Below are 14,112 nucleotides of genomic sequence, written 5' to 3' on the forward strand. Positions count from 1 at the left end.
GTGCCGTGATCCTTGGCCGCCCTGGCGATCTCACGGACCTTGTCGTCGAACTGCTTGATGTTGCCCGGATTCACCCGCACCGCCGCACAGCCCGCCTCGATCGCCGCGAACACGTACTTCGGCTGGAAGTGAATGTCCGCGATCACCGGGATCTGCGACTTCCGCGCGATCGTCGCCAACGCGTCCGCGTCATCCTGCGTCGGACACGCCACCCGCACGATCTGACACCCCGACGCCGTCAGCTCCGCGATCTGCTGGAGGGTCGACCCGATGTCCGACGTACGGGTCGTCGTCATCGACTGCACCGACACGGGCGCCCCGCCCCCGACCGCCACCGGCCCCACCTGGATCTGCCGCGACACCCTGCGGGGGGCGACAGGGCGGGCCGGCACCTCGGGGACGCCCAGGGAGACGGCGCTCACGGCCTCACTCCCGGTTTCCGGAGACGGTCTCGCGCATGGCCCGCAGCGACTCCTTCAGGGAGCCCATGGTGGCGAGGACGGCGGTGGGCTCGTAGCCGCAGTGCGCCATGCAGTTGGCGCAGCGCGGGTCCTTGCCCCGGCCGTACTTGTCCCAGTCGGTGTCCTCGACCAGCTCGCGGTAGGTCGGCACGTACCCGTCGCTCATCAGGTAGCAGGGGCGCTGCCAGCCGAACAGGGAGTAGTTCGGGATGGCCCAGGCGGTGCAGGGGAAGTCGACCTTGCCCTCGAGGAAGTCCAGGAACAGCGGGGAGTGGTTGAGCCGCCACCGCCTGCGGTTGCCGCCGGAGAACGCCTTCTTGAACAGCTCACGGGTCTGCTCGACGCCGAGGAAGTGCTCCTGGTCGGGCGCCTTCTCGTAGGCGTAGGCGGGCGAGATCATCATCTCGTCCACCTGCAGGTCGTCGTTGAGGAAGTTCAGCACCTCGACGATGGTCTGCGGGGTGTCGGTGTTGAAGAAGGTCGAGTTGGTGGTGACCCGGAAACCGCGCTGCTTGGCCTCCTTGATCGCCGCCACCGCCTCGTCGAACACGCCCTCCTTGGCCACGGACTCGTCGTGCCGCTCGCGCAGCCCGTCGATGTGCACCGCGAACGCGAAGTACGGGGACGGGGTGAACTTGTCCATCTTCTTCCGCAGCAGCATGGCGTTGGTGCACAGGAAGACGTATTTGCGCCTGGCGACGAGCTGGCGCACGATCTCGTCGATCTGCGGGTGCATCAGCGGCTCACCGCCCGCGATGGACACCATCGGCGCACCGGACTCCAGCACCGCGCCCACCGCCTGGGCGACCGGCATCCGCTGCTTGAGCACGCCGGCCGGGTGCTGGATCTTCCCGCAGCCCTCGCACTTGAGATTGCAGGCGAACAGCGGTTCCAGCTCGACGATCAGCGGGAACTTGTCCCGCTTGCGGAGCTTCTGTTCGGCCAGGTATGTAGCGACCTTGATGGACTGACGCAACGGCATGGCCATCTGGCTCACCTCCGGGGGAGCGGCAAGGAACGGTGCCATTCGAAAAACGCGGGAAGGACGGAACGGAGAACACGGAAGGCCGATATTCCACCGCGTACCGTTCCGATCCGGACAAGTTCATGTTCAGGAGCGTCCACGACCACCCGTACGGCCGCAACCGGGCGGTCGCCCGTGCCGACGGCGGTGCGCAGGGTGGCCGCCGATTCCATGTCGACCGCGATCGCGCCGGTCGCCAGCAGAGCGGAGCGCTCGGGGCCCCGGACCACGTGGTCGGAGCCGGTCAGCGGGCCGGTGTGGACGGTGCGGCCGGGGAAGGCGCGCCTCAGCTCCTTCACCAGCAGGTCGGTGCCCACGCAGGGGACGGCCCCCCGCGGGTCACGGGTCTCCTCGGCGACCACCAGGTCGCCGGGGTGCATGCCCGGTGCCAGCCCGGCGCAGAAGCCGGTGGCCAGCACGGCGGTGCCGGCCGTCTCCGGACCGGCGAGCCGCTCGGCGACGGACCGCTCCGCCGCCCTGGGGCCCATACCGGTGCGCAGAACGGTGAACCGCCCCCCGGCCCCGCCCCGGTCGCCGGTGCGCAGGGCGAACCGCTCGATGCCGAGCGCGCAGACGATCAGCAGCGGTGCCGGGGCGGGCCGGGATCTCATTCAGCTCCCTCCGGCCGCGGCACGGACACCTCTGCGGGTGGCCAGGGGCGCCTTGTCGAAGGGGTCGCCGTGCAGGTACCGGCCGAGCGCGGTGAGCGGGAACACCTGCCGGTAGAGGTGGTAGTTGATGGAGAAGTCCCAAGGGAAACCGGTGCCGGTGAAGTACGGCTCGTCCCAGGAGCCGTCGTTTCGCTGGGTGTCGGCCAGCCACCGCACTCCGCGCTCGACGGCCTCGGAGTCCCGCTCCCCCGCCGCGAGCAGCGCCATCAGCGCCCAGGCGGTCTGGGAGGCGGTGGAGGCACCCCGGCCGCTCCATTCCCTGGCGTACTTGTACGAGCGCAGGTCCTCACCCCAGCCGCCGTCGTCGTTCTGCGCCTGCTGGAGCCAGTGCACCGCGCGACGGATCGCCGGATGGGAGGCGGGCAGTCCGGCCGCGGTCAGGGCGGGCACCACCGAGCCGGTGCCGTACACGTAGTTGACGCCCCAGCGGCCGAACCAGGAGCCGTCCGCCTCCTGTTCGGCGAGCAGCCAGGCGATGCCGCGCCGGGTGCGCGGATCGTGGGCGAGCCCCTCGGCCGCCATCATCTCCACGACGTGCGCGGTGACATCGGCGGACGGCGGGTCGATGACCTCACCGAAGTCGCAGAACGGCAGCCGGTTGGGGAACGGGCTGGTGTTGTCGACGTCGAAGGCGCCCCAGGCTCCGTTCTTCGACTGCATCCCGAAGTTCCAGCGCACCGCCCGCGCGATCGCCCCGTCCACCCGGTCGGGCTGGGGGTGGCTGACCCGGCGCAGGGCGAGGGCGACCTCCGCGGTGTCGTCGATGTCCGGGTAGTTGTCGTTGTGGAACTCGAACGCCCAGCCGCCCGGCGGGAGTTCGGGACGCTTGACGGACCAGTCGCCGGGCCGGCGGATCTCCTCGGCCAGCATCCAGTCGGCCGCCTTGAGCAACCGGGGGTGGTCGGCGGGGACTCCGGCGTCGGCCAGCGCGATGACGGCGAGGCAGGTGTCCCACACCGGGGACTGGCACGCCTCGATCATCCGGGAGCCGTCCTCGCGCCAGACGGCGAACCGGTCCAGCGACTCCAGCCCGGCCCGCATCACCGGGTGCCTGAGGTCGTAGCCCATCAGGTGCAGCGCGATGACCGAGTACACGGCCGGCGGCTGGATGCCGCCCCAGCAGCCGTCGTTCTCCTGGCGTTCGACGATCCAGCGGGCGGCGGCGTTCATCGCGGCCCCGCGCACCCGGCGCGGTACGGCCTTGCGCAGCCGGTGCACCACCCGGTCGAGCCGCTCGAAGGCGCCGTCCCAACTGGCCAGCGGAGCCATGGGCTTGGGCGGGTTGGGGTTGGCCGGGTCGGTGTGCAGCTCGTCGAGCGGGAAGGGCGCGGGGCGGACCGGGCGCTTGGCCGAGACGATGGTCAGCGGCACGATGGTCTGCCGGGCCCAGCAGCCGAAGTCATAGATGTTGAGCGGTAGCCAGGTGGGGAACCACATGAGTTCCGGAGGGAGTTCGGGCAGGTCCTCCCACTTCCACCAGCCGAACAGGGCGAGCCAGATCCGGGTGAAGACACGGGCGGAGGCGATGCCGCCCCGCTCGCGCACCCAGGCCGAGGCGCGCGCCATGTGCGGGGCGTCCGGGGCGTCCCCGGCCAGCCGCAGGGCGACGTACGCCTCCACGGTGGCGGACAGGTCGCCGGGGCCGCCGTAGAAGGTGGCCCAGGCGCCGTCCTCGCGCTGCTCGCCCCGGATGAACAGGGCGGCGGCGCGGGTGGTCGCCGCGTCGAGGATGCCGAGGAACTGGCGCAGCAGGAGGTCCTCGGCGTCCATGGTGACGTTGGTCTCCAGGTCGCCCTTCCACCAGCCCTCGGGGTCCTGCCGGGCCAGCAGGAACTCGATGGCGCGCGCGGCGGCGCGTTCGGCGGCCTCGGGTACCCCGGCCGCCAGGGGGTCGGTGCTGTCGGTGTCGCTGGCCGCGGCAGCGCGGGGCGGGATGGTGGCCCCGGTGCTTCCGTCGGTCGTCGCTGTCATGGCTTCCCCTTTGTGCAGTCGTTCGAGTCGTGCTGCTGTGGGTCCGCCGTCGGCCGGTGTGCCGCTGTTCGCGTCGCACCGGCCGGCGACTACGCGAGGGTTATTCGGCCGATAGTGATCATCTCTTCCTGACGACGACGAAGTCGGCGAGCGCCGTGAAGGCGTCCCGCACCCGGTCGGGCATGTCGACGGCGTGCAGGGCCTCGATGGCGACGGTGTGCTGACGCCGCGCCTCGTCCGCCGTCCACTCGCGGCCGCCCGCCTCCTCGATGAGGGCGGCGCGGGCCGCGAACTCCTCCTCGGAGAAGGCGGCGAAGTCGCTGCTCTTGGCGTCGGCGGCCAGGATCTCGCCGAGCCGCTCGGAGGCGGGGCCCCCGGCGGCCAGGGCCGCCACCACGGGCAGGGACTTCTTGCGCTGGCGCAGATCGCTCCAGGTCTGCTTGCCGGTGGACTCCGGGTCGCCCCAGATCCCGAGGAGGTCGTCGACGGCCTGGAAGGCCAGGCCGAGGTGGTAGCCGTAGCGCTCCAGCGCGTCGGCCGTGCGGTCGTCGGCGCCGCCGAGGACCGCGCCGATGGAGGAGGCGCAGGCCAGCAGGGCGCCGGTCTTGTTGCCCTCCATCTCCAGGCACTCCTCGACGCTGACGCGGTCGCGGTGCTCGTAGGAGATGTCCTGGGCCTGGCCGTCGATCAGGGCGCGGGTGGCGGCGGTCAGCCGTCGGGTGGCACGGCCGGCCTCGACGGTGCCCAGCTCCAGCAGGACCTCGTTGCCGAGGGCGAACAGGGCGTCGCCGACCAGGATGGCCTGGGCGGGGCCGTGCACCTTCCAGACGGTGTCGCGGTGGCGGCGCTGCTCGTCGCCGTCCATCAGGTCGTCGTGCAGCAGCGAGAAGTTGTGCACCAGCTCGACGGCGACCGCGCCGGGTACGCCCGCCTCGGGGGCGGCGCCGGTGACCTCGGCGGAGAGCACGGCGAGGGCGGGACGCACGGCCTTGCCGCCGTCACCGGCGGCCGGGTTCCCGGCGGCGTCGATCCAGCCGAAGTGGTAGGCGGCGACGGTGTCCATCGGGGGCGCCAGCCGGTCGACGGCGGCGCGCAGCACCGGGGTGGCCAGGGTCCGGCCGCGCTCCAGCAGTGCGGTCACGTCCACGGCGTCGGCGGCTGTCGAGGCCGGGGGCGGCACAGTGGGCACAGTCTCTCCTCTTGTTGCGGTACCGGGGGTGCGGGGCCCCTCCGGGCTGTGCTGATCGAGCATCAGGCCGCCTCCTCGAACTGGAAGAGGCGGCGGGGACGGGGCCGGCCCAGGGCGCTCAGCGCGGCGTCGGCCGCGCTCACGCCGCTGCGGACCGCGCTCTCCATGGTCGCGGGCCAGCCGGTGGCGGTCCACGCGCCGGCCAGGTAGAGGCCGGGAGCCTTGGTGCGGGCGCCGGGGCGCAGCCGCCCGACGCCGGGGGTGGGGGCGAACGTGGCGGTGCGCTCACGGGTGACGAAGAAGTCCCGTACTCGCGCGGTACGGGCGCCCGGGATCAGCCGTTCCAGCTCGGGCAGGTAGCGCTCGCGCAGCTCGGCGACGGGGGCGTCGATGTCGTCGTGCGCGGCCGACTGGGACAGCGCCAGGTACTGGCCCTCGCGCAGCCCGGAGGCGGCGGTCCGGTCGAACACCCACTGCACGGGCGTGCCGAGCGCGGTGAGGAAGGGCCGGGCGAGCACCGGACGGTCGTACACCACGTGCACGTTGAGGATCGGCGCGGTGCCGATGCGCAGCAGCCGCCCGGGGTCGTCGAGCGCACCGGCCGGCAGCAGGCCGTGGGTCTCGCGTTGGGGTACGGCGAGGACGACGGCGTCCGTGTCGATCGTCTCGCCGGGAGTCCGCACGCTCCAGCGCCCGTCCACGCTGCGGGAGACGGAGGTGACGCGGGTGCGCAGCTCGGTGCGGACGCCCGCGGAGTCGAGGGCCTTGCGGGCCAACCGGTCGTGCAGGTCGCCCAGCGGGACGTGCGCCCAGCCGATGTCGGCCGCGCCCGGTTCGGACAGCAGCCCGGTCTTGAACACCATGGCGGCCAGGCCGAGCGAGGCGTCGCCCGCGACCGCGTTGAGGGTGGCCACCCCGACCAGGTCCCACAGCGCCTCGACGGCGCGAGCCGACTGCCCGTGCCGGGCCAGCCAGGAGCCGAAGTCCTGGTCGTCCAGCGCCGGGTCGGCGGGGTCGAGCCCCTTGAGCGCGAGCGCGGCCCGCCCCACGGAGGCCCGCTCGGCGAGCGAGAGGTGCGGGTACGCGGCCAGGCTCCGCCCCAGGTGCAGCGGTACGGGCAGCGGGTCGCGCCGCAGCCGGCCGAGCCGCCGCCCCTCGGGCTTGTCGACGTCGACCACGGGCACGTCGAGCCGGTTCTGCAGCGGGGCCAGCGCGGTGCCCTCGATCCGGTCGAGGAACCATCGGTAGGCGGTGCAGCAGCGCAGGTAGACGTGCTGGCCGTTGTCCACGGTCAGGTCGCCGCGCTGGAAGGAGAAGGCCAGCCCGCCGAGCCGGGGCCTGCCTTCGAGCAGGGTGACGCGCACGCCCGCGTCGGCGAGGGCGAGGGCCGCGGTGACCCCGGCGAGACCGCCGCCGACCACGACGGCGTCCCGGCCGGTGCCGCCGGTGTGCGCCCGTGCCGGGCGTGGGTCCTCGCTCATGCCGCGTCCTTCCGTGCGTGCCGGACGGACCCCGCACGTCCGGCCGTCGCAGTCAGGGACGCCGCGCCGCGGGCGGGGGTTGCCCGCGGCGGCCGGGCCGCCGGAGCCGCCTCCTGGGCCTCGGCCGTCATCAGGCGCGCCCCCTGAGCGTGTGCCGCGAGACGTACCGGGTGTCGAAGCCGGACAGGCCGCGCACGGCGACGTACGCCTTCTCGCGGCCGGGCAGGGAGACGCGGCCGCGCAGCACGGCCTCCGGGTCGCGCTCGATCCGGTCCAGCAGACGGCGGTAGATACCGGCCATGGCGGCGACACAGGCGCCGCTGCGGCGGTCCAGCATGGGCAGCAGCCGGTAGCCCTCGGCGAACAGGGCGCGGGCGCGGCGGACCTCGAAGTGCACCAGGCCGGCGAAGTCGGAGCCCTCGGGCGGGGTGGGTCCGGCGAACCCGGCCGAGCAGCCGAACTTGGCCAGGTCGTCGGCGGGCAGGTAGGTGCGGCCGCCCTCGGCGTCCTCGCGGACGTCGCGCAGGATGTTGGTCAGCTGGAGGGCGAGCCCCAGCGTGTCGGCGTACTCGGGGGCGCGCTCGACGCCGCGTGCGCCGGCTTCGGTGCCGAAGACGCCCAGCGAGAGGCGTCCGATGGCACCGGCCACGCAGCGGCAATAGACCTTGAGGTCGTCCCAGGTCTCGTAGGTCGCGCCGCGCACGTCCATCTGGACCCCGTCGATCAGCTCGTCCAGGCCGCCGAGCGGGATCGGGAAGACCGCGGAGGCGTGCGCGAGGGCGACGGCCACCGGGTCGGTGTCGTCCTCCTCGACCGCGCCCGCCCGGACCCGGCCGAGCAGCGCCCGGGTGTCCTCCAGACGCTCCACCTTCACCGCGCCGGGCAGCTCGCCGTCGCCGATGTCGTCGACGCGCCGCGAGAAGGCGTAGAGCGCCGACATCGCGCGGCGCTCGGGCGTCGGCAGCAGCCGGATGCCGTAGGCGAAGTTGCGGGCCTGCTGGCCGGTGACCGTCTCGCAGTAGCGATAGGCGGCGAGTACCGGTGCGGACACGGCTTGCGAAGCCTCCACTGCCCGGATCACCCCTCTCCTCGCAGGGTCGTGCCCGCCTCACGCAGCAACTGGAGCTTGCCGGGCTTGGGCGGGCCGGGAAGTACGTCGAAATCGGCGGCGGCGATCGCCCGGACCGCCGCCTTTCCTCCCGCCACGAATCCCGCGAGCAGCAGCTTCAGTCTGCCGTGGACGCTACCCACGAGGGGGGCGCCTTCATTCAGCAGATCGTGTGCGCGTCGGGCTTCGAACGCGACCAGGGCGCGTACGGACGCGCCGGCGCTCGGGGCGGCGAGGTCGCTCTCCTGGACATGGAAACGCTTCATGTCCTGGGCGGGCAGGTAGATGCGGTCGCGGCCGAGGTCCTCGGCGACGTCCTGGAGGTGCTCGACGATCTGCAGCCCCGTGCACACGGCGTCCGAGCGGCGGATGCGCTCGGGGGTCTCGGTGCCGGTGACGGCGAGCACGAGGCGGCCGATCGGGTTGGCGGAGAGTTGGCAGTAGGCGCGCAGGTCGTCGTAGGTCTCGTACCGGGTGACGAGCTGGTCCTGGCGGTTGGCGGCGATCAGGCCGAGGAAGGGCTCGGGGGTGAGGCCGCGGCGGCGCACGGTGGGCTGGAGGCGGCGCAGCAGAGGGTGGTGCGGGGTGCCGTCGAAGACCCGGCGGAGGTCGGCCTCGAAGGCGTCGAGCAGGGCGAGCCGGTCGTCGGCCCGCTCCGGGGGGACGCCGAGGACGCGGGCGTCGGCGCCACCGGGGGCCAGGTCGCCGTCGCCGATGTCGTCGACCAGGCGGGCGAAGCCGTAGACGGCCATGAGGTCGGTGCGCCAGGCGCGGGGCAGGAAGAAGGGGGCCACGGGGAAGTTCTCGCGCGCGGCCTTGTCCAGCGTGGCGCGTTCCAGTGCCGTCGCCGTGTCGGTTCCCGTCACTGCGCGCTGCCCGGTGCAAGGACGGCGCGGCTCGCGGTGAGCTGGGGAGTTTCCGTAGCCATTGCCGTCACATCTCCCGTTCTACACTGCCGACCCGATACACACTATTTCGGACACGCCGCCGACCCTCCGGGGGGCGTCCCGGCGGAGGGTGTCGCGCATTATCGCCCCGATTGCCGGTTTCCGGCACCGGTACAGCTTACGTTGTACAACGCGCCAGGGTCCCTCGGGGTGTCCGGCGCATCACAACAACACACCGATGGGCGCCAAGATTCCTACGCCCCACCGGAGTTGACGCATCCTTTGCAGACGCCGGGCCCCGCCGGGGAATGTCCGGCAGGGCCCTGACGGAACGACGGGCTACTTGCCCGTGAACTTCTCGTACTCCTTGAGGACCTCTTCGGTGGGCCCGTCCATGCGGAGTTCGCCGCGTTCCAGCCACAGGACGCGGTCGCAGGTGTCGCGGATGGACTTGTTGTTGTGGCTCACCAGGAAGACCGTGCCGGCCTCCTTGCGCAGTTCCCGGATGCGTTCCTCGGAGCGCTTCTGGAAGGCGCGGTCACCGGTGGCCAGCGCCTCGTCGATCATGAGGACGTCATGGTCCTTGGCGGCGGCGATGGAGAACCGCAGCCGGGCCGCCATGCCGGAGGAGTACGTGCGCATCGGCAGCGTGATGAAGTCGCCCTTGTCGTTGATGCCCGAGAAGTCGACGATCCGCTGGTAGCGCTCCTTGATCTGCTCACGGGACATGCCCATGGCGAGACCGCCCAGGATGACGTTGCGCTCACCGGTCAGGTCGCTCATCAGCGCCGCGTTGACGCCCAGCAGCGAGGGCTGGCCGTCGGTGTAGACCTTGCCCTTCTCCGCCGGGAGCAGGCCGGCGATGGCCCGCAGCAGGGTGGACTTGCCGGAGCCGTTGGAGCCGATCAGGCCGATGGCCTCGCCCCGGTAGGCGGTGAAGGACACCCCGCGCACGGCGTGCACCTTGCGCACCCCGCGCGGCTCGCCCCGCTTGACGATGCGGCTCAGGGCGGCGGTGGCGCTGCCCTTGCCGGTCTTGGCGCCGTTGACCCGGTAGACGATGTGCAGCTCGTCCGCGATGACGGTGGGCCGGCGATCGCCGGTGTTCTGCTCAGCCACGGCCGTACCGCTCCTCAGCCTTCCAGAAGTACACGAAGCCGCCGCAGAAGACGACCACGGCCCAGCCGAGGGCCAGGGCCCACACGTGCGGGGGCAGGTTCGAGGCGCCGTAGCCGTCGATCAGGGCGTAGCGCATCAGGTCCATGTAGACGGCCGCCGGGTTCGCCTGGAGCACCCGGACGATCCACTCGGGCTTGTCCGCCAGCATGTGGTTGATGGAGAACATCACGCCGGACGCGTACATCCAGGTCCGCAGCATGAACGGCATCAGCTGGGCGAGGTCCGGCGTCTTGGCGCCCATGCGGGCCACGATCATCGCGAGCCCGGTGTTGAACAGGAACTGAAGCACCAGCGCCGGGAGGATCAGCAGCCAGGACAGCCGCGGATAGTTGCCGAAGCCGATCGTCACCAGGAACACGACGATCATCGAGAACAGCAGTTGCTGGAGCTGCTGGAGGGAGAACGAGATCGGCAGCGCGGCGCGCGGGAAGTGCAGGGCGCGCACCAGGCCGAGGTTGCCGGAGATCGCGCGGACGCCCGACATCAGCGAGCTCTGCGTGAAGGTGAACACGAACACGCCGGTGACCAGGAAGGGCACGTAGGTGTCGTGCGACATGCCCCGGCTGGCCTTGAGGATCAGGCCGAAGATCGCGTAGTACACGGCCGCGTTCAGCAGCGGGGTGGCCACCTGCCAGAGCTGGCCCAGCTTGGCCTGGCTGTACTGCGCCGTCAGCTTCGCCTGGGAGAAGGCGAGGATGAAGTGGCGGCGGCCCCAGAGCTGCCGGACGTACTCGACGAGCGAGGGGCGGGCACCGCTCACCGCGAGCCCGTACTTGGCGGCGAGGTCTGCCGCCGGCAGGCTCTCGTCGGGCGACGGGGCCGCGGTCACCGCGACACCGCCGTCATGGGTTCTCTCACTCACAGGGGGAAACTTTCGTCTTCGAGTACATCGTCCGGTTCGCCTGCGCGGGGCCGCTCGCGCGCCCCACCCGAGCTTCTCAGATCACCGGGGGACGGCCCAGCCGGGTCAGCCGCCACACCGTACGCCAGCGCATGGGGCGGCGGGGGCCGCAGGGAGTGGACCACCCCTCCCTGAACCCGCCGAACCACGCCTTCAGCGCCGGTCCGGAGGGGCGGCGGGCCAGCGTGAGCAGCAGCCAGACGCCAAGGTAGACCGGGACGAGCGGCAGCGGAAGGTTGCGCCGGGCCAGCCAGACGCGGTTCCGGGCCACCATGCGGTGGTACACCGCGTGCCGCGAGGGCGCGGTCGTCGGGTGGTACAGCACCATGTCCGACCGGTAGTCGATCATCCAGCCGGCGTCCAGCGCACGCCAGGCGAGGTCGGTCTCCTCGTGGGCGTAGAAGAACTCGTCGGGCAGCCCGCCGACCTCGCCGAGCACCTTGGTACGGACGGCGTTGGCGCCGCCGAGGAAGGTGGTCACGCGGGAGGAGCGCATCGGGTCCGCGGCACGCAGCCGGGGCACGTGCCGGCGCTGGGTCTCGCCGGTCTCCGGGTCCGCGATGCGGAAGCTGATGATGCCCAGCTCCGGGTCGGCGGCGAAGGCGGCCCGGCACAGCTCGGCGGTGTCCTGCCGGGCGAGCAGACCGTCGTCGTCCAGGAACAGCAGGATGTCGACGTCACTGCCACCGGGGCCGAACGCCTCGATGCCGACGTTGCGGCCACCGGGGATGCCGAGGTTCTCGGGCAGCTCGACGGTGCGCACGCCCTCGGGCACGTCGGGCACCGGCGAGCCGTTGCCGACGACGACCACGGAGACCTTGTCGCCGTCCTGCTTGGCCACGGAGTCGATGAGCGCCCGCAGCTCCTCGGGGCGGTTGCCCATGGTGATGATGACCGCGCCGACCTTCATGCCGTTCACCTCAGCCTGCTCGACGCGAGAATGGACACCAGGTGCAGCAGGGTCTGGAGCAGCGCGATGCCCGCCAGCACGGCGGTGCCGAGCCGGGTGAAGAACAGGTCGCCGCGTACCTGGTCCACGATGGCCAGCACCAGGATCAGCAGCGACGCCTCGATACCGAGGATCAGCCGGTGGAACTTGAGGGCGGCGGCGGCGCGCCGGGCCAGTGCCATCCCTGAGGAACGCGGCTCGGCGGCCGACTCCTTCACCGGAGGCAGTCCGGTCTGGTGGCGGGCGACCCCGACGAGGTCGGTCTCCGCCTTGATCAGGATCGCGCCCAGCGCCGCCAGCGTGCCGAGGAACGCCCACAGCCAGTCGATACGGCCGCTGCCGAACAGGTCGGCGGCGCGCAGCCCGAGGCCGACCAGCACGGCCGCGTCGGTCAGGTAGGCGCCGACCCGGTCGAGGTAGACCCCGCCCAGCGAGTACTGCTTGCGCCAGCGGGCGATCTCCCCGTCGACGCAGTCCAGCAGCAGATAGAGCTGGGTGGCGACGATGCCGAGCACGGCGCCCGGGATTCCCGGCACCAGCAGGGCCGGGGCCGCGAGCACACCGCAGACGGTCATCAGGTACGTGAGCTGGTTGGGCGAGATCCTGGTGTTCACCAGGTAGCGGTCGATGCGCAGGGACACCTCGCGCATGTAGAGGCGTCCCGCCCAGTGCTCACCGCTGCGCCGGTCCTTCACCCCCGCGGGGTGGACGACCGGACGGAGTTCAGCTACCGATGGCCTTGACATAGTCGGCGTAGATGTCCTTGATCTGCTCAGTCTTGAGGTCGAGGTGTTCGAGGATCGTGTAGCGGCCGGGCCGGGTCTCCGGGGCGAACTCCACGACGCGGACGAACTCGTCCACGGTGAAGCCGATGTCCTCGGCCAGTACCGGCAGGCCGTGGCGGCGCAGTACGCCGGCCATGTGCGCCGACTCCTCGTGCGCCCCGCGCAGGTACATGGCGAAGGCGGCGCCGAGGCCGCACTGCTCGCCGTGGCTGGCGGCGCGCTTGGGGAAGAGCAGGTCGAAGGCGTGGTTGATCTCGTGGCAGGCGCCCGAGGACGGCCGCGAGTCACCGGAGACCGACATGGCGATGCCGGACAGCACCAGCGCCTCCGCCAGGACCTGGAGGAAGTCGTTGTCGTCGATCCCGCCGGGGTGTCGGAGCACCGCCTCGCCCGCCTGGCGGGCCATGGCGGCGGCGAGACCGTCGATCTTCTCGCCGTTGACCCGGTTGGCCAGCTCCCAGTCCGCGATGGCGGACACGTTGGACACCGCGTCGCCGATGCCGGAGCGCACGAAGCGCGTCGGGGCGGCCCGGATGACGTCCAGGTCGATCAGGACGGCGATCGGGTTCGGCACCCCGTAGGAGCCCCGGCCCGCGTCGTTGTCCAGGGTGGCGACCGGCGAGCAGAGGCCGTCGTGCGCGAGGTTCGTCGGCACGGCGACCAGCGGCAGGCCGACCCGCGCGGCGGCGTACTTGGCACAGTCGATGATCTTGCCGCCGCCGAGGCCGACCAGCGCGTCGAAGTGCCCGGCGCGGATGTCGTCCGCGAGGCGCACGGCGTCGTCGAGGGTGCCGCCGCCGACCTCGTACCAGGTCGCGCCCGGCAGCTGGGGGGCGACCCGCTCGCGCAGCCGGGCGCCGGAGCCGCCGCTGACGGCGACGGCCAGGCGGCCGGAGTGCGAGATGCGCTCGTCGGCGAGCACGGTGGCCAGGTCGGCGAGGGCACCCGGGCGGATGTCGACGACGACCGGCGAGGGGATGAGCCTCGTCAGTACTGGCACGCGATCTTCCGTCCCTTGGCGAGGTCGTCGTGGTTGTCGATCTCGACCCAGGAGACGTCACCGATGGGCTGGACGTCGATCCGGAAGCCGCGGTCGACCAACTCCTGGTACCCGTCCTCGTAGTAGAGCTGCGGGTCGCGCTCGAAGGTGGCGCGCAGCGCGTCGGCCAGTTCCTCGGCCGCGTCGCCCTCGATGAGGGTGACACCGATGTACTCGCCGGTCGCCTCGGCGGGGTCCATCAGCTTGGTGATCCGCCGGACACCCTTGGCGGGGTCCACGACGACCTTCATCTCCTCGTCCGCCAGGGACTTCACGGTGTCCAGCGCGAGGATGATCTTCTTGCCGTCACCGCGAGCGGCCAGCAGGGTCTTCTCCACCGAGACCGGGTGCACGGTGTCGCCGTTGGCGAGGATCACGCCGTCCTTCAGCGCGTCCCGGCCGCACCACAGGGAGTAGGCGTTGTTCCACTCCTCGGCCTTGTCGTTGTCGATCAGCGTGATCTTCAG

14 protein-coding genes are annotated in these 14,112 nt (G+C 71.9%); all 14 read right to left on the reverse strand.

The genetic code is table 11. The features are described from left to right. On the reverse strand, positions 1 to 422 hold a 422-nt coding region (locus tag CCN33_RS16635; protein ID WP_167387874.1), incomplete at its 3' end, for a flavodoxin-dependent (E)-4-hydroxy-3-methylbut-2-enyl-diphosphate synthase. A 4-nt stretch (positions 423 to 426) separates the two neighbouring features. Then, positions 427 to 1,449: an adenosyl-hopene transferase HpnH gene (gene hpnH, locus CCN33_RS16640; RefSeq protein WP_086694383.1), complete on the reverse strand. Its 1,023-nt coding sequence runs from the start codon at positions 1,447 to 1,449 to the stop codon at positions 427 to 429. A 5-nt stretch (positions 1,450 to 1,454) separates the two neighbouring features. Next, on the reverse strand, positions 1,455 to 2,096 hold the full coding sequence (locus tag CCN33_RS16645) for a phosphorylase family protein (RefSeq protein ID WP_086694384.1): 642 nt from the start codon (positions 2,094 to 2,096) through the stop codon (positions 1,455 to 1,457). Then, entirely contained in the window at positions 2,097 to 4,127 is a 2,031-nt protein-coding gene (gene shc, locus CCN33_RS16650) for a squalene--hopene cyclase (RefSeq protein ID WP_086694385.1), read from the reverse strand. Positions 4,128 to 4,245: 118 nt separating this feature from the next. Next, the gene (locus CCN33_RS16655) at positions 4,246 to 5,379 is read right to left on the reverse strand and encodes a polyprenyl synthetase family protein (protein ID WP_086694386.1); all 1,134 of its coding nucleotides are present in this window, start codon (positions 5,377 to 5,379) and stop codon (positions 4,246 to 4,248) included. Beyond that, on the reverse strand, positions 5,379 to 6,797 hold the full coding sequence (gene hpnE, locus CCN33_RS16660) for a hydroxysqualene dehydroxylase HpnE (protein WP_086694387.1): 1,419 nt from the start codon (positions 6,795 to 6,797) through the stop codon (positions 5,379 to 5,381). Before hpnE ends, CCN33_RS16655 begins: the two co-directional genes overlap by 1 nt. A gap of 130 nt (positions 6,798 to 6,927) precedes the next feature. Next, on the reverse strand, positions 6,928 to 7,878 hold the full coding sequence (gene hpnD / locus CCN33_RS16665) for a presqualene diphosphate synthase HpnD (RefSeq protein ID WP_167387875.1): 951 nt from the start codon (positions 7,876 to 7,878) through the stop codon (positions 6,928 to 6,930). Next, entirely contained in the window at positions 7,875 to 8,771 is an 897-nt protein-coding gene (gene hpnC, locus CCN33_RS16670) for a squalene synthase HpnC (protein WP_086694388.1), read from the reverse strand. Before hpnC ends, hpnD begins: the two co-directional genes overlap by 4 nt. 360 nt (positions 8,772 to 9,131) lie before the next feature. Continuing rightward, positions 9,132 to 9,911, reverse strand: a complete 780-nt coding sequence (locus CCN33_RS16675; RefSeq protein ID WP_030817312.1) for an ABC transporter ATP-binding protein — start codon at positions 9,909 to 9,911, stop codon at positions 9,132 to 9,134. Further along, positions 9,904 to 10,833: an ABC transporter permease gene (locus tag CCN33_RS16680; protein WP_086694389.1), complete on the reverse strand. Its 930-nt coding sequence runs from the start codon at positions 10,831 to 10,833 to the stop codon at positions 9,904 to 9,906. The genes CCN33_RS16675 and CCN33_RS16680 overlap by 8 nt, the downstream gene beginning before the upstream one ends. A 76-nt stretch (positions 10,834 to 10,909) precedes the next feature. Then, on the reverse strand, positions 10,910 to 11,782 hold the full coding sequence (locus CCN33_RS16685; protein WP_086694390.1) for a glycosyltransferase family 2 protein: 873 nt from the start codon (positions 11,780 to 11,782) through the stop codon (positions 10,910 to 10,912). A gap of 5 nt (positions 11,783 to 11,787) precedes the next feature. Beyond that, positions 11,788 to 12,567 carry a CDP-alcohol phosphatidyltransferase family protein gene (locus CCN33_RS16690; protein WP_086694391.1) on the reverse strand — a complete coding sequence of 260 codons (780 nt, stop codon included), beginning with the start codon at positions 12,565 to 12,567 and terminating at the stop codon, positions 11,788 to 11,790. Then, on the reverse strand, positions 12,545 to 13,606 hold the full coding sequence (locus tag CCN33_RS16695; RefSeq protein ID WP_086694392.1) for an iron-containing alcohol dehydrogenase family protein: 1,062 nt from the start codon (positions 13,604 to 13,606) through the stop codon (positions 12,545 to 12,547). Before CCN33_RS16695 ends, CCN33_RS16690 begins: the two co-directional genes overlap by 23 nt. After that, positions 13,594 to 14,112: phosphocholine cytidylyltransferase family protein (locus CCN33_RS16700; protein ID WP_086694393.1), on the reverse strand; the 519-nt coding region annotated here is incomplete at its 5' end. The genes CCN33_RS16695 and CCN33_RS16700, both read right to left, overlap by 13 nt.

Origin of the sequence: Streptomyces recifensis (assembly GCF_002154615.1) — a bacterium.
In the GTDB taxonomy this organism is placed as follows: Bacteria; Actinomycetota; Actinomycetes; order Streptomycetales; family Streptomycetaceae; genus Streptomyces; species Streptomyces griseoluteus.